21 protein-coding genes and 1 other RNA gene are annotated in these 19,712 nt (G+C 61.4%); 7 read left to right on the forward strand and 15 right to left on the reverse strand.

Annotated elements, in window-relative coordinates; translation table 11 throughout:
* The 4 genes from rsmH to rsmI all read right to left on the reverse strand — a co-directional run bounded on the left by rsmH (position 1) and on the right by rsmI (position 3,162).
* A complete protein-coding gene (gene rsmH / locus AAEQ75_RS03395) occupies positions 1-945 on the reverse strand; it encodes a 16S rRNA (cytosine(1402)-N(4))-methyltransferase RsmH (protein ID WP_099522453.1) in 945 nt (314 codons plus the stop codon).
* Positions 946-947: 2 nt separating this feature from the next.
* Complete coding sequence (mraZ, locus tag AAEQ75_RS03400) at positions 948-1,403, reverse strand: division/cell wall cluster transcriptional repressor MraZ (protein ID WP_003459315.1); 456 nt, start codon at positions 1,401-1,403, stop codon at positions 948-950.
* 308 nt (positions 1,404-1,711) lie between these two features.
* Positions 1,712-2,059, reverse strand: an RNA gene (gene rnpB / locus AAEQ75_RS03405) — RNase P RNA component class A.
* A gap of 203 nt (positions 2,060-2,262) precedes the next feature.
* Positions 2,263-3,162 carry a 16S rRNA (cytidine(1402)-2'-O)-methyltransferase gene (gene rsmI / locus AAEQ75_RS03410; protein WP_099522454.1) on the reverse strand — a complete coding sequence of 300 codons (900 nt, stop codon included), beginning with the start codon at positions 3,160-3,162 and terminating at the stop codon, positions 2,263-2,265.
* Between the two features lie 89 nt (positions 3,163-3,251).
* Between rsmI and AAEQ75_RS03415 the strand changes: the two genes are divergently transcribed.
* Genes AAEQ75_RS03415 through AAEQ75_RS03430 form a run of 4 tightly spaced genes read left to right on the forward strand, consistent with a single transcriptional unit; the run spans position 3,252 to position 6,565 of the window.
* Positions 3,252-5,060, forward strand: a complete 1,809-nt coding sequence (locus tag AAEQ75_RS03415) for a penicillin-binding protein activator (RefSeq protein WP_343350890.1) — start codon at positions 3,252-3,254, stop codon at positions 5,058-5,060.
* Positions 5,057-5,416 (forward strand): YraN family protein, encoded by a 360-nt coding sequence (locus tag AAEQ75_RS03420; RefSeq protein ID WP_099522456.1) that lies wholly within the window; start codon positions 5,057-5,059, stop codon positions 5,414-5,416. The genes AAEQ75_RS03415 and AAEQ75_RS03420 overlap by 4 nt, the downstream gene beginning before the upstream one ends.
* Positions 5,417-5,441: 25 nt before the next feature.
* Positions 5,442-6,035, forward strand: coding sequence for a phosphoheptose isomerase (locus AAEQ75_RS03425; RefSeq protein ID WP_099522457.1), 594 nt, complete (start codon positions 5,442-5,444; stop codon positions 6,033-6,035).
* On the forward strand, positions 6,032-6,565 hold the full coding sequence (locus tag AAEQ75_RS03430; RefSeq protein ID WP_106732769.1) for a BON domain-containing protein: 534 nt from the start codon (positions 6,032-6,034) through the stop codon (positions 6,563-6,565). The genes AAEQ75_RS03425 and AAEQ75_RS03430 overlap by 4 nt, the downstream gene beginning before the upstream one ends.
* Positions 6,566-6,613: 48 nt before the next feature.
* Here the strand turns inward: AAEQ75_RS03430 and AAEQ75_RS03435 are convergent, their stop codons facing one another.
* The 7 genes from AAEQ75_RS03435 to rplM all read right to left on the reverse strand — a co-directional run bounded on the left by AAEQ75_RS03435 (position 6,614) and on the right by rplM (position 11,497).
* Entirely contained in the window at positions 6,614-7,027 is a 414-nt protein-coding gene (locus AAEQ75_RS03435) for a ClpXP protease specificity-enhancing factor (protein WP_106732768.1), read from the reverse strand.
* Between the two features lie 13 nt (positions 7,028-7,040).
* Complete coding sequence (locus tag AAEQ75_RS03440) at positions 7,041-7,658, reverse strand: glutathione S-transferase N-terminal domain-containing protein (RefSeq protein ID WP_125836004.1); 618 nt, start codon at positions 7,656-7,658, stop codon at positions 7,041-7,043.
* Between the two features lie 165 nt (positions 7,659-7,823).
* Complete coding sequence (locus tag AAEQ75_RS03445) at positions 7,824-8,603, reverse strand: cytochrome c1 (RefSeq protein WP_106732766.1); 780 nt, start codon at positions 8,601-8,603, stop codon at positions 7,824-7,826.
* A complete protein-coding gene (locus AAEQ75_RS03450; RefSeq protein WP_099522462.1) occupies positions 8,603-9,814 on the reverse strand; it encodes a cytochrome b in 1,212 nt (403 codons plus the stop codon). The genes AAEQ75_RS03445 and AAEQ75_RS03450 overlap by 1 nt, the downstream gene beginning before the upstream one ends.
* Positions 9,814-10,407 (reverse strand): ubiquinol-cytochrome c reductase iron-sulfur subunit, encoded by a 594-nt coding sequence (gene petA / locus AAEQ75_RS03455; RefSeq protein ID WP_099522463.1) that lies wholly within the window; start codon positions 10,405-10,407, stop codon positions 9,814-9,816. Before petA ends, AAEQ75_RS03450 begins: the two co-directional genes overlap by 1 nt.
* A 254-nt stretch (positions 10,408-10,661) precedes the next feature.
* Entirely contained in the window at positions 10,662-11,054 is a 393-nt protein-coding gene (gene rpsI / locus AAEQ75_RS03460; RefSeq protein ID WP_003459292.1) for a 30S ribosomal protein S9, read from the reverse strand.
* A 14-nt stretch (positions 11,055-11,068) separates the two neighbouring features.
* Entirely contained in the window at positions 11,069-11,497 is a 429-nt protein-coding gene (gene rplM, locus AAEQ75_RS03465) for a 50S ribosomal protein L13 (protein ID WP_037004174.1), read from the reverse strand.
* 247 nt (positions 11,498-11,744) lie between these two features.
* On the opposite strand from rplM, the gene AAEQ75_RS03470 reads away from it, so the two are divergent.
* Entirely contained in the window at positions 11,745-12,782 is a 1,038-nt protein-coding gene (locus AAEQ75_RS03470) for an NADP(H)-dependent aldo-keto reductase (RefSeq protein WP_343350891.1), read from the forward strand.
* Here AAEQ75_RS03470 and nfi read toward each other — a convergent pair.
* Both nfi and AAEQ75_RS03480 read right to left on the reverse strand, forming a co-directional pair.
* A complete protein-coding gene (gene nfi, locus AAEQ75_RS03475) occupies positions 12,779-13,492 on the reverse strand; it encodes a deoxyribonuclease V (RefSeq protein WP_343350892.1) in 714 nt (237 codons plus the stop codon). The genes AAEQ75_RS03470 and nfi overlap by 4 nt on opposite strands.
* Positions 13,493-13,564: 72 nt before the next feature.
* Positions 13,565-14,704, reverse strand: a complete 1,140-nt coding sequence (locus AAEQ75_RS03480) for an acyl-CoA dehydrogenase family protein (RefSeq protein WP_343350893.1) — start codon at positions 14,702-14,704, stop codon at positions 13,565-13,567.
* 247 nt (positions 14,705-14,951) lie between these two features.
* Between AAEQ75_RS03480 and AAEQ75_RS03485 the strand changes: the two genes are divergently transcribed.
* The gene (locus AAEQ75_RS03485; protein WP_343352324.1) at positions 14,952-15,857 is read left to right on the forward strand and encodes a GlxA family transcriptional regulator; all 906 of its coding nucleotides are present in this window, start codon (positions 14,952-14,954) and stop codon (positions 15,855-15,857) included.
* A 132-nt stretch (positions 15,858-15,989) separates the two neighbouring features.
* On the forward strand, positions 15,990-16,952 hold the full coding sequence (locus AAEQ75_RS03490) for a hypothetical protein (protein WP_343350894.1): 963 nt from the start codon (positions 15,990-15,992) through the stop codon (positions 16,950-16,952).
* Positions 16,953-17,092: 140 nt separating this feature from the next.
* Here the strand turns inward: AAEQ75_RS03490 and zapE are convergent, their stop codons facing one another.
* Both zapE and AAEQ75_RS03500 read right to left on the reverse strand, forming a co-directional pair.
* Positions 17,093-18,187 (reverse strand): cell division protein ZapE, encoded by a 1,095-nt coding sequence (gene zapE / locus AAEQ75_RS03495; protein ID WP_343350895.1) that lies wholly within the window; start codon positions 18,185-18,187, stop codon positions 17,093-17,095.
* A gap of 108 nt (positions 18,188-18,295) precedes the next feature.
* A complete protein-coding gene (locus AAEQ75_RS03500; RefSeq protein WP_343350896.1) occupies positions 18,296-19,642 on the reverse strand; it encodes a tryptophan--tRNA ligase in 1,347 nt (448 codons plus the stop codon).
* Positions 19,643-19,712: the final 70 nt, after the last annotated feature.

Consider the following 19,712-nt stretch of genomic DNA (forward strand, 5'->3'; position numbering starts at 1 on the left):
TCACCGCAACTTCTCCGCGATGCGCATCACCGCGCTGCGCGAGCGCGGATTGGCTTTGAGTTCGGCCTCAGCGGCGTAGACCGGCTTGCCGATCAGCTTCAGACGCGGCTCGAAGGCTTTCGGAATGATTGGCAGGTCACGCGGCAGCTTGTCCGCCTCGCCCTTGGCCTGACGCTTCATGAACTGTTTGACGATGCGATCTTCCAGCGAGTGGAAACTGATCACCACCAGACGGCCGCCTACTTCCAGCGTCTCGAGCGCTGCTTCGAGGCCGCGCTCGAGATCACCGAGCTCGTTGTTGACGTAAATGCGGATACCCTGGAAGGCGCGAGTCGCTGGATTCTTGCCCTTTTCCCAGGCCGGATTGGCGACAGTCAACACCTGCGCCAGATCAGCAGTGCGGGTGAATGGCTGCTCGGCGCGGCGCTGCACCACGGCACGCGCCATACGTTTGGCGAAGCGTTCCTCGCCATAGTCCTTGAGCACACGGGCGATTTCGTCTTCGTCCGCCGTGGCGATCCAGTCAGCGGCACTGACGCCGACGTCCGGATTCATGCGCATATCCAGCGGGCCGTCATTAAGGAAGCTGAAGCCACGCTCAGGGTCATCCAGTTGCGGCGACGACACACCGAGATCGAGAAGAATGCCGGAGACCTGACCACTGATGCCGCGGACAACAGCTTCCTCGCCAAGTTCCGCAAAACTGCGCTGCACAACGACAAAGCGGCCGTCTTCGGCCGCCAATGCTTCCCCGGTGGCTATCGCCAGGGGATCCTTATCGAACCCCAAGAGCCGCCCATCTGGTCCGAGTTTCTGCAGGATCAGCCGACTGTGTCCGCCACGGCCGAAGGTGCCATCCATATAACGACCATCACCGCGCACAGCCAGCCCCTCGACGGCTTCGTCGAGCAGCACGGTGATATGGCGGAAGTTGCTATCGGTCATGGTCACAGGATCAGGTCACGCAGGTCATCGGAAAGGGCGCCCGGCTGCTTGATGGCAGCGAGGTCGGCTTCGGCTACGGCATTCCAGGAGTCTTCATCCCAGAGTTGAAACTTGTTCAGCTGACCGACGAGCATCGCTCGCTTGTCCAGCTTGGCGTATTCACGCAAACGCGGCGGCACCAGAAAGCGGCCACTGGCATCCAGCTCGAGATCGACGGCATTACCGATCAGCAGACGCTGCAGGCGGCGGTTCTCTTCACGAAAGGAAGCCAGCTCACGCAGCTTGTTCTCGATCAGCTCCCACTCGGCCAGTGGATAAACGCAAAGACAGGGGTCAACGGCGTCGATGGTCACGATGAGCTGGCCACTGCAACGCGCAACGAGCTCGTCACGATACCGACTCGGCATCGCGAGGCGCCCTTTGGCGTCGAGACTGATGGCGTTAGCTCCGCGAAACACGGCTGCGCTTCCCCTGTAATTAGCTTTCCATGCCCAAAAAAACCCACTTCGTGCCACTTCTTACCACTTGCGCACACTATAGGAACGCGCACGCCCCACCGTCAAGGCGCTCCGGAAGGGAAAAATCCTTACAGGACGGAGATTTAGCGAACAAAAGCGAGGGAAAAAGGGATGCCGGAACCGGCTTTTTGCAGATAAATCTCAACCATTCCAGCCAGCTGAAATTCGAACTTAAAGTAATTTGTTAAGAGTAAGAATTTTTCGGTATCAAACAGGAGGGAGATAGAAGCACAACACGAGAAAGGAAGGAGGAGAGTCGATCTGTAAGCCGGGTTCTGTCGAGGACAGTCATTCCTCTACGACGTACATCACTGCACGCCTTTAGCAACCTACCCGGTTCCAGCGCGGGCCACGCCGATGGAACCCTATTTGGTCTTGCTCCGAGTGGGGTTTACCTAGCCACGGACTGTTGCCAGCCGTGCGGTGCGCTCTTACCGCACCTTTTCACCCTTACCGGCACCGAAGCGCTTAGGCGGTTATTTTCTGTGGCACTTTCCGTAGGCTCACGCCCCCCAGGCGTTACCTGGCACTCCGCCCTATGGAGCCCGGACTTTCCTCCCCCTTCTTGCGAAGGCAGCGACTGCCCGATCGACTCTCCGCCGGCAAGGGTACCGGGCGTGATGGCAAGCTGCAAGCTAGACCGATGGCGAACGCCCTAGGGTCTGTACGAAAAATCGCCGAGCGAAGGTCAGGCGAGGCAAAAACGGGTGAGGAAGCGGAGTTTACGAGATGTAAATGAGCATTCCGAACCCGCTTTTAACGAAGCATCACCGATGCGCAGGCACTTTTCGCATAGAGCCTAGGCCTTGCGCTCCAAGGCAACTTGATAAAGCAGATTCTTGCGCACTCCGGTGATCTCCGCCGCCAGCGCCGCGGCACGCTTGAGGGGCATTTCCGCCATCAGCAGATCGAGCACCCGCAGGGCTTCGGCACTGACAGCCTCCTCGCCCTCCGGCGCCTGCCAGCCTGCCACCAGCACTACGCACTCGCCGCGCTGCTGATTGCTGTCTGCAGCCACCCACTCGCTCAGCTCGGCCAGCGGCAGCCCCTGCAGGGTCTCGAAGGTTTTGGTCAGCTCACGTGCCAGCAGTGCGGGGCGATCACCGCCAAATACATCACGCATATCCTGCAGACATTCGAGAATACGGTGCGGCGCCTCATAGAAGATCAGCGTACGCGGCTCTTCCCGCACTTGCTCCAGACGCGCACGGCGCCCCGCCGCCTTGGCTGGCAGAAAGCCCTCGAAGATAAAGCGATCCGACGGCAGACCAGCCGCCGACAGCGCCGCGATCAAGGCACAGGCACCGGGCACCGGCACCACCGCGACGCCTGCGGCACGCGCCTGGCGCACCAGGTGATAACCCGGATCGGAGATCAACGGTGTGCCCGCGTCGGAAATCAGCGCCACATCCTCGCCAGCCTGCAGCCGCGCCAGAAAGCGGCCACCCTGATCGCGTTCGTTGTGTTCATGACAGGCAGCCAGAGGCGTTTCGATGCCGAAATGCTGCAGCAGGCGCGCCGAGTGCCGGGTATCCTCCGCCGCGATCAGCGCCACCTCACGCAGAATCCGCAAGGCCCGCGCGCTGATGTCATCCAGATTGCCAATGGGCGTGGCGACCACATACAGGCTGCCTGGCTGGACGCTTGCGACTGCGGGCTGACTCACTGGAAACACCTCGTTAATTGAAAGAGCGCTCATTCTAGCCGGTTCCGCCCCAGTGGCATCGCACGGATGTCGCCCCTTAGGTACAATCGCCGCTCGTTTTGCTCAAGTATCAGGATGACCCGATGATCGCTAGCCTGCGTCCTCTGTCTGCTCTTTTTCTGGCCGGCCTGCTCGCCGCCTGCGCCAGCTCGCCCTCCAACAATCTGGGCCAACTTCCGCGCACGCCACAAGCCAGCATCGAGCAGATGCTTCAGCAAGCCGCCGAGAGCAAACCGGAACAGGCTGCCCTGCTACGCCTGTCGGCAGCCGACCAGAGCTACCAGCAGAATGACGTGGCACGCGCCACCCGCATTCTCGAGCAGGTCGACATCGCCAGCCTGCAACCCGCTCAACAGATCTTCGCCAGCACCCTCAAGGCCGAGCTGGCGATGGCCCGCAAGCAACCCAAGAGCGCGCTGAAAGCCCTGCAACACTCCAGCTTCGAACGCCTCGCAGAGCTGCCGGTCGAGCAGCAGATCCGCACCCAGCTGGTCCGTGCCCGCGCCCTCGAAGCCGACGGTCAGACCCTGGCCGCCGCCCGCGAACGCGTATTCATCGCCCCCCTGCTGAGCGGCCAGGCCGCCCACGACAACCACGAGAATATCTGGGCTCTGGTCTCCACCCTGCCGGCGCAAACCTCCGCCGGGGCCGACAGTGACCTGGCTGGCTGGCTGGAGCTGGCCCAAGTGACCCAAAGCAGCGCCACACTGGAGCAGCAGCAAGCAGCCATCGACCAGTGGGTCGCACAGAACCCGCAGCACCCGGCTGCCGAACAACTGCCCGAGGCCCTCGGCAAACTGCGCGAACTGGCCAGCCAGCCACTGACCCGCATCGCCCTGCTGCTGCCACAGGAAGGCCAACTGGCCAGTGTTGCCCGCGCCCTGCGTGACGGCTTCCTCGCCGCGCATTACGAAGCCCAGCAAGCTGGACAGAATCCGCCAGACATCAAACTGTACGACAGCTCCCGCATCGGCTCGCTGGACGCTTTCTACCAGCAGGCACAAGCCGACGGCGTGCAACTGGTAGTCGGCCCGCTGGAAAAACCGCTGGTCAAGCAGCTCAGCGACCGCGAGCAACTGCCAATCACCACCCTTGCCCTGAACTACAGCGATGCAGGCCAGGAAGGTCCGGCACAACTGTTCCAGTTTGGCCTGGCCGCCGAGGACGAAGCCCGCGAAGTGGCTCGCCGCGCCTGGAACGACGGCATGCGCCGCGCCGTGGCCCTGGTGCCGCGCGGCGACTGGGGCGACCGTGTACTGGATGCCTTCCGCCAGAGCTGGCAGGCGCAGGGCGGCACACTGATCGCCGCCGAGCACGTCGATCAACCGGTCGAGCTGGCCCGCCAGATCGCCGATCTGTTCCAGCTGCGTGAGAGCGAAGCCCGCGCCCGCCGTCTGCAAAACACCCTGGGCACCAGCCTGGATGCACAGCCGGCGCGCCGCCAGGACATCGATTTCATCTTCCTCGCCGCCACCCCGCAACAGGCTCAGCAGATCAAACCGACCCTGGCCTTCCAGTACGCCGGCGACGTGCCGGTCTACGCCACCTCGCACCTGTTCACCGGTGCTCATAGCCAGGCCCAGTATCAGGACCTGGAAGGCATCCGCTTCTGCGAAACCCCCTGGCTGCTCGATACCCACGCACCGCTGCGCCAGGAGGTCAGCAACCAGTGGCCGCAGGCCGGCGGCAGCCTCGGCCGCCTGTATGCCATGGGTGTCGACGCCTACCGCCTGGCACCACGCCTGAGCCAACTCAAGGCACTGCCGGAGTCGCGTATCGACGGCCTGTCGGGCAGCCTCAGCCTGAACGCCACGCAGCGCATCGAGCGCCAGCTGCCCTGGGCCGAGTTCCGCGGCGGCCAGGTGCAACGCCTCCCCGACAGCATCAATTGAGCGCACACAACGATCTGGGACGAGCCGCCGAACAGGCGGCTCGCCAGCATCTGGAACGTAACGGCCTGCAACTGATCGAACAGAACTGGAGCTGTCGGCGTGGCGAGCTCGATCTGGTCATGCTCGACGGCGATACAGTAGTATTCGTCGAGGTCCGCGCCCGTCGCCACAGCGCCTGGGGCGGCGCCCTGGAGAGCATCGATGCGCGCAAGCGTGGCAAGCTGGTCATCGCCGCCGAACTCTTCCTTCAGCAACACTCACGCTGGGCCCGCTACCCCTGCCGCTTCGATGTGGTCGCCATCAGCACTGGCGGCGCCACTCGCCTCGACTGGATCAAAAACGCCTTCGATGCCTGACGGCCGTACATTCAAGGTTTAACCGATGGACATGCAATCCCGAATCCGCCAGCTGTTCCAAGCCAGCATCGACACCAAGCAACAGGCCATGGACGTCCTGGCACCCTATATCGAGCACGCCAGTCTGGTGATGGTCCAGGCCCTGCTCAACGAGGGCAAGATTCTCACCTGCGGCAACGGCGGCTCTGCCGGTGATGCCCAACATTTCTCCTCCGAGCTGCTCAACCGCTTCGAGCGTGAACGTCCGAGCCTGCCGGCCATCGCTCTGACCACCGACAGCTCGACCATTACCTCGATCGCCAACGACTACAGCTACAACGAGATATTCTCCAAGCAGATCCGCGCACTCGGCCAACCCGGCGATGTGCTTTTGGCGATATCCACCAGCGGCAACTCAGCGAATGTCATCCAGGCTATTCAAGCTGCACATGATCGCGAGATGACCGTGGTCGCCCTCACCGGCCGCGACGGCGGCGGCATGGCCTCGCTATTGCTGCCGGAAGACGTCGAAATCCGTGTTCCAGCCAAAGTCACCGCACGCATTCAGGAAGTCCATCTGCTGACTATCCATTGCCTCTGCGACCTGATCGATAGTCAATTGTTTGGGAGTGAAGAATGAAGCGTTCTGCCCTGATTCTGGCCGCTCTGGCCGTTACCCTGACCCTGGCGGGCTGCGGCAGCCGCAGCATCGGCAACAAGATCGATGACCAGTTCCTCGGTCCGGAAGTCGCATCACGCATCAGCAATGCGCACGCCGACCTGTCCACCCCGACCTCGCGCATCATAGTCACCAGCTATAACGGCGTGATACTGCTTGCCGGGCAAACCCCGCGTAGCGAACTCAAGGATCGCGCCGCTCAGACCGCCCGCGGTGTACAGGGCGTGAAGAAGGTCTACAACGAACTGCAGGTGCAGCAACCCGCCTCCCTGCTGGCACGCAGCAACGATTCGCTGCTGACCACCAAGATCAAGACGCAAATGCTGGCCGACAGCAGCGTACCGAGCGCACGAGTCAAGGTCGTCACCGAGAACGGCATCGTCTACATGCTCGGCCTGGTCACCCGCGAAGAAGCCAACGCCGCTACCCGCGTGGTACAAAGCGTGTCGGGTGTGCAGCGGGTCGTGCGCCTGTTCGAATACACCAACTGATCCAAACGCAGAAACGACAAGGGCGCCCATGGGCGCCCTTTTCATTGTTTACTTGACCACTTTCAGACTCGGCCGGCCACTGGGACGCGGCGGCTCGTCATCAGACGGCCCATCATCGTCCGGCCCCGATTCCTCGGGGCTGCCCGCCATCGACGGCTCCATGTCGAAAACCATGCCCTGGCCATTCTCCCGCGCATAGATCGCCAGAATCGCCGCCGCCGGAATGTAAAGGCTGTGCGCAACGCCGCCGAAGCGCCCTTCGAAACTCACCGCCTGATTGTCCATGTGCAGGTGACGCACCGCACTGGGCGACGCATTGAGCACGATCTGGCCGTCGCTGGCGAAGCCCGGCGGCACCTGCACCCCCGGATACTCGGCATTGACCAGAAGATGCGGCGTGCAATCGTTGTCGACAATCCACTCATAGAGGGCGCGAACCAGATAGGGACGACTGGAATTCATGGTTTCCTCCTTCTTAGCGCATCGCGCGCTCGGCAGCGGAAAGACTGGCCTGAAAGGCCTCACGAGCGAACTGACGCTCCATATAGTCGAGCAGCGGCTTGGCCGGACGCGGCAGTTCGATACCCAGAACAGGCAGACGCCAGAGAATGGGTAACAGACAGCAATCCACCAGACTCAGCTCTTCGCTGAGAAAGAATGCCTTGTCTGCGAATAGCGGCGATACACCGGTCAGGCTTTCGCGCAGCTCCTTGCGCGCCAACTGACGCTCGGCCTCCTTGCTGCGCTTGTCGAGAATACGGTCGACCAGCACACACCAGTCACGCTGGATACGATGCATCAGCAGACGACTGTTGGCGCGAGCAACCGGATAGACCGGCAGCAGTGGTGGATGCGGATAGCGCTCGTCCAGATACTCCATCACCACGGACGATTCGTACAGCGCCAGGTCACGATCGACCAGCGTAGGCACACTGCCGTAGGGATTGACCTCGGCAAGCTTGGGCGGACAACGGCCCTGCTCGACATCGATGATCTCGACGCTGACACCTTTCTCGGCGAGCACCAGACGCACGCGATGGGAATAGTGGTCGGCGGGGTCGGAGTAGCAGGTCAACCTATTGGTCACCGCCATGGCGATCCTCCTCGCTTTTTTTGATTTTGTAGAAACACGAAAATTGCCAAGGGCAATTCTTGAAGTTGCAAGTAACACACCGCAAGGTGGCCACCCGGAATGACAGGGCACAAAAACCTGCGCGCCCATAAGGGCGCGCAGGTATATGCAGAGAACCGCAACGGTTTAATGCACGTCCTTCCAGTACTCGCGCTTGAGCAGGTAGGCGAACACGAAGAAGAACGCCAGGTACAGCAGCACATAGGTGCCGATACGCTGGGACTTCAGCTTGACCGGGTTGGCCGAATAGGCCAGGAAGGTCACCAGGTTCTTCACCTTCTCGTCGAACTCGGCCTCGCTCAGCGCACCGGTGTTCGCCTCGACGGTCAACTGATCACAGGCCTCGTGCGTGATCGGTGCACCGGTCAGCGGGTCGAACTGCTTCTTGCCGTCGGTGACGACCTGAACCTGCTTGCAGCCGATGACCTGGTTACCTTGCAGGCCAACCAACACGTTGGGCATACCCACATTCGGGAACACCTTGTTGTTGGCGCCCAGCGGACGACTCGGGTCTGCGTAGAAGGTGCGCAGGTAGGTGTACAGCCAGTCGTTACCACGTACACGAGCAACCAGGGTCAGGTCGGGCGGAGCAGCACCGAACCAGGCTTTGGCGTCGTCCGGCTTCATGCCGATCTTCATGTGGTCGCCGATCTTGGCGTCGTTGAACACCAGGTTGTCCAGCATGATTTCGTGCGGGATGCCGAGGTCATCGGCAACACGCTCGTAACGCTGGTACTGGGCCGAGTGGCAGCCCATGCAGTAGTTGGCGAAGGTACGCGCGCCGTCCTGCATGGCAGCCTTGTCGGCCAGATCGATGTCGACCTTGTCCAGCGGGTAGTTGCTGGCAGCGCCCATGGCCAGAGCCGGCAGCGCAGCGAAAACAAATGCAGCGAAGAGCTTTTTCATCAGCCAGTCACCCTTTCCGGAACCGGTTTGGTCTTCTCCATCCTGGTGTAGAACGGCATCAGGATGAAGTACGCGAAGTACAGGAAGGTGCACACCTGCGACAGCAGAGTACGACCCGGGGTCGGAGCCAGCACACCCAGTACGCCGAGGATGACGAAGGAAATGCAGAACACCACCAGCCAGATCTTGCTCAGCCACCCCTTGTAGCGCATGGATTTGACCGGGCTACGGTCGAGCCAGGGCAGCACGAACAGCACCGCGATGGCAGCGCCCATGGCAATAACGCCGAGCAGCTTGTCCGGTACCGCACGCAGGATCGCGTAGAACGGGGTGAAGTACCAAACCGGGGCGATGTGATCAGGTGTTTTGAACGGGTTGGCCGCTTCGAAGTTCGGCTTCTCGAGGAAGTAACCACCCATCTCCGGGAAGAAGAACACCACGAAGCAGAACACGAACAGGAACACCACTACGCCGACGATATCTTTCACGGTGTAGTAAGGGTGGAAGGCGATGCCGTCGAGCGGTACACCGTTCTCGTCCTTGAATTTCTTGATGTCGACACCGTCCGGGTTGTTCGAACCTACTTCGTGCAGCGCCAGGATGTGCAGCACGACCAGGCCGAGCAGGACGATCGGCAGCGCGATCACGTGCAGGGCGAAGAAGCGGTTCAGGGTGATGCCGGAAATCAGGTAGTCACCACGGATCCACTGAGTCAGGTCATCGCCAATCACCGGAATGGCACCGAACAGCGAGATGATCACCTGGGCGCCCCAGTAGGACATCTGGCCCCACGGCAGCAGGTAGCCCATGAAGGCTTCGGCCATCAGCACCAGATAGATCAGCATGCCGAAGATCCACACCAGCTCACGTGGCTTCTGGTAGGAACCATAGAGCAGGCCACGGAACATGTGCAGGTAGACCACCACGAAGAACGCCGAAGCGCCGGTGGAGTGCAGGTAGCGCAGAATCCAGCCGTACTCGACGTCACGCATGATGTATTCGACGGAGGCGAAAGCACCCTCAGCCGAAGGCTCGAAGCTCATGGTCAGCCAGATACCGGTAACGATCTGGTTGACCAGCACCAGCAGTGCCAGCGAGCCAAAGAAGTAGAAGAAGTTGAAGTTCTTCGGTGCGTAGTACTTGGAGAGATGATCTTCCCACATCTTGGTGGCGGGGAAGCGCGCATCCACCCATTCCATGAATTTGCTCATCAGGCCTTCTCCTGGTCCACACCGACGACGATGATGTCATCCGTCTCGTAGCTGTATGGCGGCACCGGCAGGTTCAACGGCGCCGGCTGCGCCTTGTACACGCGACCGGCGAGGTCGTAACGGGAACCATGGCAGGGGCAGAAATAGCCGCCAACCCAATCCGGCCCCATATCGGCCGGTGCCACTTCCGGACGGAAGGACGGCGAGCAGCCCAGGTGGGTGCACAGGCCAACCAGGACCAGCAGTTCGGGCTTGATCGAACGGGTCTTCTTGTCCACGTACTCCGGCTGCACGGAGGCAGCGGATTCGGGGTCAGCCACGCTACCTTCGATCTTGGTCAGGTTGGCCAGGATCTCCTCAGTGCGGCGCACGATGAATACCGGCTGACCGCGCCACTCAGCAACCATCTGCTGACCCGCCTCGATCTTGCTGACGTTCACCTTCACCGGTGCACCGGCCGCCTTGGCCCTTGCACTGGGGAACCATGACCCCACGAACGGAGTCGCAGCACCTACCGCCCCTGCAGCACCCACCACGGAGGTGGCTGCAACCAGGAAGCGACGCCGGCCTGCATTCACGCCGTCATTGCTCATTCAGTCGTCTCCCATCAGCTTTGTGGCCTGTTGTTCAGGCCTCTACTAAGTAAAAATCGGGCCGCGCAAAAAATTCGCCAAATGGTAAAGAAAAGCCCCTTTTCTGACAAGGTAATTACCCCCGAAGAGGGCGGCGAAAGCCTTGGAGGATGCGGCTTACACGTATGCGGCACGTTGTCGCAGCATTTTGCCATGCCCATAAAAAACGCCCAGCTCCGTAAGGAAACTGGGCGCTTTTGGAAGCGTAGTCGCGATTAACGCTTCGAGTACTGCGGACGCTTACGCGCTTTACGCAGACCGACTTTCTTACGCTCGACTTCACGGGCGTCGCGAGTAACGTAACCAGCTTTACGCAGCGGGCTGCGCAGGGTTTCGTCGTACTCGATCAGAGCGCGAGTGATGCCGTGACGGATAGCACCAGCTTGACCACTGACACCACCACCAGCAACGGTGACGAAGATGTCGAACTTCTCGACGGTCTCGGTCAGCTCCAGCGGCTGACGCACGACCATGCGAGCAGTTTCGCGACCGAAGAAGGTGTCCAGGGTGCGATTGTTGATCGAGATGTTACCAGTACCCGGACGCAGGAAAACGCGCGCGGTTGCGGTCTTGCGACGGCCAGTGCCGTAATTTTGAGTCGCCGACATAATGAACTATTCCGTTAAATCTTCAGTTCTTGGGGCTGCTGAGCGGTGTGCGGGTGAACAGCACCCTTGTACACCTTCAGCTTACGATACATGTCGCGACCCAGCGGGTTCTTCGGCAGCATGCCTTTGACCGCAGTCTCGATCACGCGCTCAGGAGCACGAGCGATCAGCTTCTCGAAGTTGATCTCTTTGATGCCGCCCGGGAAGCCGGAGTGGGAGTAGTACATCTTGTCGCTGGTTTTGGCACCAGTCACACGCACCTGCTCGGCATTGATTACGACGATGTAGTCGCCGGTATCAACGTGAGGAGTGTACTCAGGCTTGTGCTTGCCACGCAGACGGCTCGCGATTTCGGTGGCCAGACGACCCAGGGTCTTGCCAGCAGCATCAACGACGAACCAATCGCGTTTTACTGTTTCCGGTTTAGCAGTAAAAGTTTTCATTCTTTATAGCCTCAGGGGCCGCCCAGCAAAAATAGACGGCGGATCTTACTGGATAGTGCGTACTTTGACAAGTCAAAGGCAGCCGCATACAGACGCTATCGGGGGCTCGGGTCAGCGCGTCCACAATACGGCAAGATTCTTCGGCAGGCGGCGCATCACTTCCACCGCAGAAAGAGGTGCCGGATTATCCTGATTGCGAAAAAAATTTCAACCTGCTTGTATGACTCTTTTGCCGAAGGAGCACCTCATGGAATACCGCAAGCTAGGCCGAACCGATCTCGATGTCAGCGCACTGTGCCTGGGCACCATGACCTGGGGCGAGCAGAACAGCGAGAGCGAAGGCCATGCCCAGATCGAGCGGGCCAAGGCCAGCGGCATCAACTTCATCGACACCGCCGAGATGTATCCGGTCCCGCCGCGCGCCGAAACCTACAGCAAGACCGAGCAGATCATCGGCAGCTATTTCAAACAGCGTGGCGACCGCGCCGACTGGATTCTGGCCAGCAAGATCGCCGGCCCCGGCAATGGCATCAGCCATATCCGCGACGGCCAGCTGAAGTTCAACCGCCAGCACATCGTCACCGCCCTGGATGCCAGCCTCAAACGCCTGCAGACCGATTGGATCGACCTCTATCAGTTGCACTGGCCGGAACGGCCGACCAACTTCTTCGGCCAGCTTGGCTACAAGCACCGGGAAACCGACTTCACACCACTCGAAGAAACCCTGGAAGTGCTCGACGAACAGGTCAAGGCCGGCAAGATCCGCCATATCGGCCTGTCCAACGAAACGCCGTGGGGCACGATGAAGTTCCTGCAACTGGCCGAGAGCCGCGGCTGGCCGCGCGCGGTATCGGTACAGAACCCCTACAACCTGCTCAATCGCAGCTTCGAGGTGGGCCTGGCCGAGGTGGCGATTCGCGAGCAGTGCGGCCTACTGGCTTATTCCCCCCTGGCATTCGGCATGCTCAGCGGTAAGTACGAAGGCGGTGCACGCCCGGCTGGCGCACGCATCAGCCTGTTCAGCCGCTTCGCCCGCTACACCAATCCGGAAGCCGAAGCGGCCTGCTCACGCTATGTCGCCCTGGCTCACGAACACGGCCTGGATCCAGCGCAAATGGCCCTGGCGTTCGTCACCGCGCAGCCATTCGTGACCAGCAACATCATCGGTGCTACCAGCCTGGAGCAACTGGACAGCAACCTGGCCAGCGCCGAGCTGAAGCTCTCCGAAGAAGTGCTTGCAGGCATCGAGGCGATCCACAAAGCGCAACCCAACCCCGCCCCTTAAAAGAGTGAAGGCTGATCACGCCTGGCATCGCGTCGCGAGGCCAGGCGATCAGCCAGTCGGGTCGGCTCGGGCAAGCGGTGACGCCGGACACAGGCCATGACCAGTTCCGGCGCACGCTCGAGACTGACCCGATTGCCCGGCGAGACGATCAGTGGCCGCACGCGATCCTTGCTGCGCAACACCCAGCCAATTCGCTCGCCTCTCCTGCTCAGGAGCTCGACGCGCGAACCTCGCAACTCATCCAGCTCGGCGTGATGCCCCGTAAGAACCTTCTTGGCCACGCCAATGGTCGGCAAGCCGCTGACCACACCCAGGTGTGCAGCGATGCCCAAGCCGCGCGGGTGGGCGATGCCATGGCCGTCGACGAAGACGATATCCGGTACGTGCGGCAGATCAGCCAAGGCCCGCAGCAAAGCAGGCAATTCGCGAAAGGACAGCAGCCCCGGCACGTAGGACATGCTGGTGGGGATGCGCACCACGCATTCGGCCAAAGGCTGCAGAGTATCGGCGTCCAGCAGCACTGCGGCAGCGCGGGTGATGGCGCCGCCCTCCTCGAAGCCTACATCCACGCCCGCCACACGCCGTAGCGGCGGATAGTCGTCTTCCAGGCGTACTTGCCGAGCCAGTTGCGTCTGCAACTCGCGGGCAGCCGCTGGGCTACCGTCCCAGCCCGCAAATGGGGAGGCGGCCAGATCGCTAAATCGGGTCATGAGGCTCTCCAGGCATTTCTGCCTTGGAGCCGCGGGGCTGCGCCTGAGTTCGCCCCGCGAACCGCCGCCCAATCACACCAGCGAGCGGGAAATGATCTCCTTCATGATCTCGTTGGTGCCGGCATAGATGCGCTGCACGCGCGCGTCAGCCCAGGCTCGCGCAATCGGATACTCCCACATGAAGCCGTAGCCACCATGCAGCTGTACGCACTCATCGAGCACCTTGCACTGCAGGTCGGTGGTCCAGTACTTGAGCATCGCCGCCGTCGGCACGTCGAGCCTGCCCTGCAGGTGCAATTCCAGGCAGCGGTCGATGAACACCCGTCCAACCTGAATTTCCGTCGCCATCTCGGCCAGTTTGAAGCGAGTGTTCTGAAAATCCGCCACGGCCTTGCCGAATGCCTTGCGCTCACGGGTGTAGTCCAGCGTCCACTTGAGCGCCGCCTCGGCCGAAGCCAGGGCGCCGATGCCCACCGTCAGGCGCTCCTGCGGCAGCTCCTGCATCAGGTAGGCGAAGCCCATGCCGGCCTGGCCCAGCAGGTTCTCCTTGGGTACGCGCACATCCTGGAAGAACAGCTCGGAGGTGTCCTGCGCCTTCATGCCGACCTTCTCCAGGCGCTTGCCCTTGGAGAACCCGGGCGTGTTGGCCTCGACCAGGAACAGACTGGTGCCCTTGGCGCCTGCCTTCGGGTCGGTCTTGGCCACGACGATCACCAGATCGGCCAGCCAGCCGTTGGTGATGAAGGTCTTCGAGCCGTTGATCACGTACTCGTCGCCATCGAGCACAGCGGTTGTCTTTACACCCTGCAAGTCGGAACCGGCGCCCGGCTCGGTCATGGCGATGGCCGTGACCATCTCGCCGCTCACCAGTTTGGACAGGTAATGCTGCTTCTGCGCCTCACTACCGTAGTGCAGGATGTAGGGCGCGACGATATCCGAGTGCAGGGAGAAGCCAATGCCAGTCAGCCCCAGGCGCCCTATCTCCTCGATCACCACGGTGCTGTAGAGGAAATCGGCTGCCATGCCGCCGTACTCTTCGGGGATATGCGAGCAGAGCATGCCGGCCTCACCCGCCTTGTTCCACAGCGCGCGATCGACATGACCGTCTTTCTCCCACTGATGGTGATGGGGAACGGCCTCCTGCTCGAGAAACTTGCGCACGCTGTCGCGAAACAATTCATGGTCGGAGCTGAATATTGTTCTGGGGATCATGGCGCTACCTGTATCCGAGGCAAAGAGAAAAACAAGGCCTCGACTTTAGCCAAGCAACCGCTTGGTCACACTGGACACAAACGCCAAAAAATAAGACGATCCAGCCGTCGCATGACCACTTAGCCTTGAATAAGAACAAATACCTATGGTTATCCCGCAGCCGCGTACGACCTTGCGTCGTGTCAGCATTCTCGCCACCGATGGCGTCTTCGCTTCCACCCTGATGCAGGCCAAGGACTTCTTCCACATGGCCGGCATCCGTTATGCCAAGCAACAGGGGCTTGGCTTTGCGCCACCGTTCGAGATCCACCTGGTCAGCCCGGACGGCCTGCCGGTGAACAGCTTCAGCAATGTCCGCCTGCCGGTGGACGGCGGCCTCGACAGCTGCGACGTGATTATCCTGCCCGCCTTCTGGGACGACTTCGACGCCCTGTGCAAGCGCTACCCGCAGGTACTGGACTGGCTCAAGCACCAGCACGCCGATGGCACGGCGATTTGCGGCGAGGCCAGCGGCGTATTCTGGATGGCCGAAGCCGGCCTGCTCGATGGCAAGGAGGCGACTACCTACTGGCGCTTCTTCCGCGAATTCGCCGAACGCTTTCCCAAGGTGCTGCTCAATCAGGAAAAACACCTGTCCGACGCCGACAACCTGTACTGCGCCGGCGGCGTCACCTCGGCCTGCGACCTCTATATTTATCTGATCGAGCGTTACTGCGGTGCCGGCGTGGCCCAGGGCGTGGCACGTGACATCCTCTACGAAGTGCAGCGCAGCTACACCCCCGGGCGCATAGGCTTCGGCGGGCAGAAGCTGCACCAGGACGTCACCGTACTGCAGATCCAGCACTGGCTGGAAGAACACTACGCCGACAAGTTCCGCTTCGAGGACGTGGCACGCGAACACGGCATGAGCATCCGCAACTTCATGCGCCGCTTTCAGGGCGCCACCGGCGACAAACCCCTGCACTACCTGCAGCGTCTGCGTATCGAAACAGCCAAGAGCCTGCTCTCCTCCACACGCAAGAGCATCAAGACCATCAGCTACGAAGTGGGCTACGACGATGCGAGCTTCTTCGCCCGCCTGTTCCGTCAGCACACCGAATTGTCACCCAACCAGTACCGCCGCCAGTTCCAGCAGAAAGACAACCAAACATGACGGCCGCCCTGCCCAGTCAGGCCGCAAGGCTTCAAGTAGTGGGTAAAGCGCCAGCCCACCCTTGGTTAGGTTGGCGCCCTGCCGCAGCGCCCTATGATCGACGGTGAACATAAAAACAACAGGTTCACCGCCATGCGCCGTTTATTGATTGCCCTGCTTGCCACCTATAGCCTCAGCGTTGTGGCGGCCGATAACTGGAAATCCTTTCCCCTCGACCAGAGCGCCTATGACTACAGCGGCGACAAGCTGCGCCAGGCCTGGCCGCGGCTGACACGCGGCTTCGGTGACTATCCCTTCCCTGACGCCGACTGGGTGGTGAGCATGGCCAGCCAACATCCACAAGCCCTGGGAAAAACCGTGGCGGCCGGCACCGGCTTTAGCGGCAAGCCCGAGGAGGCCGAAGCCTGTGCGCAGAAACTGCAGGAGGTCTGGCGCCTGATGTTTCGCGGCGACTTCGCCCAGGCCAAGGAACAGGGTATGGCACTAGGCGTCGGCGGCCAGATACCGGCGATGTTCGCCCAGGTGATCTACGCCATGTTCCTGGTGCCCGATCAAACCGAGAAACATCGCCTGCTCGAAGAGGTGATTGCCTATACCGACGACGCAGGCGAACTGATACAGGCCGATATCGTCGCGCAGTTCGGCCGCGTCTACGCCAAGGCACGCCTGGGTGAGGAGCTCTCAGTGCCGGTGGTACTCAAGCGTGGCTACACCTCGCAGATTCCCCAGGAGCTCGACGCCCTGCTCGCCAAACAGCCCAAGCAACCCTTCGCCCTGGCGCTGTACGGCGGATACGAAGCTGGGGTAATCCGCAAGGTCGGCAAACTGGTGGGCAAGATGACCTACGGCGTCAGCACAGACAACATGGAACAGTACTTCCAGCGCAGCTTCCAGGCCCGCGACGACCTGCCCATCGGCCATTACGAATATGCAAATGCGCTGAGCTATGTGTACGGCGATGACGAAGAAGACAAGGTCATCGAGCACCTTAAACGCGCCGTGGCAATCAAGCCGATCAGCGCCATGGAGGCACTGGAAGTGGCGCATGCGCAGAAGACTCTCGCCCAGCACCAGCAGAAGCTGGCGAAGAACTGAAAGGCCGTCCGCAGGCTGCGCCGCGCACACTGAGCAAGTCGAGAATATCCTAGGCTTCGGTGCGCATGGCGCACCATACGGGCATGTAGCACCGATGAAAAAGGCGATCTTGTGGGTCGCCTTTTTCATATCGCTTTCCGTCAGGGCCTGTGTGGGCGCGAGAGGAATTCGTGCGATTGCATTTCCAGCAGGCGGCTCAGCGTGCGCTGGAACTCGAAACTCAGGCGACCACCGGTGTAGAGATCCTTGAGTTCCACTTCCGCGGAGATGATCAGTTTGACGTTACGGTCGTAGAACTCATCCACCAGGTTGATGAAGCGCCGCGCCATGTCGTCCTTGGCCACGCTCATCTGCTCGACGTTGGCCAGGATCACCGCATGGAAGATCTTGCCCAGCTCGATGTAGTCGTTCTGGCTGCGCGGGCCGTCGCACAGCTCGCGGAATTCGAACCAGGCCACGTCTTCGCAGACCCGCACGGCGTGGATCGGGCGGTTCTCGATCATCAGCGCCTCGTTCTCCACCATGTGGGTGCAGTCAGGCAGCAGGCTGCGGAAGCTGGTCAGCAGACTCTCCTCGGCAGCTGGGCCGAGCGGGAAGTGGAACAACTCAGCCTGTTCCAGCGCGCGCAGACGGTAGTCGACGCCACTGTCGACGTTGACAATGTCGGTGTGCTGCTTGAGTAGGGCGATGGCCGGCAGGAAGCGCGCGCGCTGCAGGCCGTCCTTGTACAGGCCGTCCGGCACGATGTTGGACGTGGCCACTAGGGAAACGCCGTTCTTGAACAGCTCTTCCATCAGCGTGGCGAGAATCATGGCATCGGTGATGTCGCTGACGAAGAACTCGTCGAAGCAGATCACCCGCGCCTCGTCGGCGAAACGCTTGCCGATGATGGTCAGCGGGTTTTTCTCGCCCTTGAGGGTCTTCATCTCCTCGTGCACACGCTTCATGAAGCGGTGGAAGTGCGTGCGCATCTTCTGCTCGAACGGCAGCGCGTCGAAGAAGGTGTCGACCAGGTAGGTCTTGCCGCGCCCGACACCACCCCAGAAATACAGGCCCTTGACCGGCCCCTGCGGCTTCTTGCCGAACAGCTTGCCCATCAACCCGGATTTGCTCTGGTCGCGCGCAATCAGCTCGTCGTACAGACGCTGCAGATGGCGGACAGCATTTTCCTGGGCCGCATCATGGAAGAAGTCGGGCCGCTTGAGATCGGCCTGATAACGCTCTAAGGGGGTCATGATTCGTTAGCCGGGCAAGTAAAAACGGGGGCGTCACTTTAGCGACGCCCCCGTTGATTGGCAATCTTGCCGTGGGCGGCAACCGCCGCCCGGTATGAAGCGGCTATCTCACTCCTGCGGCGCCAACGCCTCACGCAGGCGGGCGATGGCATCTTCCAGCGCCTGACCGTCAGCGAACTCGGGGCTGCTGGCCACGCTCTCGCCATCGATCCACACCGCGAACACCTGGCCTTCGACGCGCACATCCAGCGGCTCGCCGGCTTGCAGGCGTTTGTTGATAATGCCGGCCGACTTGCCATCGGCGAAGGATTTCGACAGCAGCAGTTGCTCGCCATCGGCATCCAGCAGACGGAAGCGGAAGCTGCCATCCTCATCGCGGAAGCTGACGAAGCGTGCACTCTTGGCGGCTTTCTTCTTCTCGCCAGTAGCGACTTGCACCTGCTCGCGGAACGAACGCAGGCCCACCGCCTCGCGCAGCTCGCCAAGGAACGGCGTGGCGATCTTGCGCGCCTTGGCGGCTCCGGCAAGGAGAATATCTTCCAGGTCGGCCGGCCGAGCGATCAGCGCGTTGTAGCGCTCGCGCGCCTCGCCCAGGGTGTCTTCGAGCAGCCGGTACAGGCGATTCTTCGCCTCGCCCCAGGCCAGACCGCCTTCCAGCTCGGCCCGGAATTCGGCCTGCTGCGCATGGCTGGCGAACGCCTGGTACAGGGTGAACAGGTGCGAACCCTCGGCATCCTTCGGCTCACCGGGTAGCTTGGAGTCGGTAACGATGCGCGCCACGGCGTCCTTGAGCTGCTTGGCAGTGCCGAACAGCGGGATGGTGTTGTCGTAGCTCTTGCTCATCTTGCGCCCGTCGAGGCCTGGCAGCGTCGCCACTTCCTCCTCGATCACCACCTCGGGCAGGACGAACAGGTCCTTGCCCTTGCCGAACAGGTGATTGAAGCGCTGGCCGATGTCGCGCGCCATCTCCACGTGCTGAATCTGGTCACGACCGACCGGCACCTTCTGCGCGTTGAACATCAGGATATCCGCGGCCATCAGCACCGGGTAGCTGAACAGGCCCATGGTCACGCCGGCGTCCGGGTCCTCACCAGCTTCAACGTTCTTGTCCACCGAAGCCTTGTAAGCGTGGGCGCGGTTGAGCAGGCCCTTGCCGGCGACGCAGGTGAGCAGCCAGCACAGCTCGGGAATCTCGGGGATGTCGGACTGGCGGTAGAAGGTCGCCTTGTCGGTATCCAGCCCCAATGCCAGCCAGGTGGCCGCGATTTCCAGACGCGAACGCTGGATGCGCGCCGGGTCATCGCACTTGATCAGCGCGTGGTAGTCGGCGAGGAAGTAGAAAGAGTCCATCTGCGGATCGCGGCTGGCGACGATGGCCGGACGGATGGCGCCGGCATAATTGCCCAGGTGCGGCGTGCCGGTGGTGGTGATACCGGTAAGGATACGGGTGGTCATAGTAATTCGCTTGTCTTGCTGCAATGACGTGGTAGGCCTTCATTTGCCGTCACTCCCGCGAAGGCGGGAG

Origin of the sequence: Pseudomonas sediminis (assembly GCF_039555755.1) — a bacterium.
GTDB classification, from domain to species: Bacteria; Pseudomonadota; Gammaproteobacteria; order Pseudomonadales; family Pseudomonadaceae; genus Aquipseudomonas; species Aquipseudomonas mendocina_D.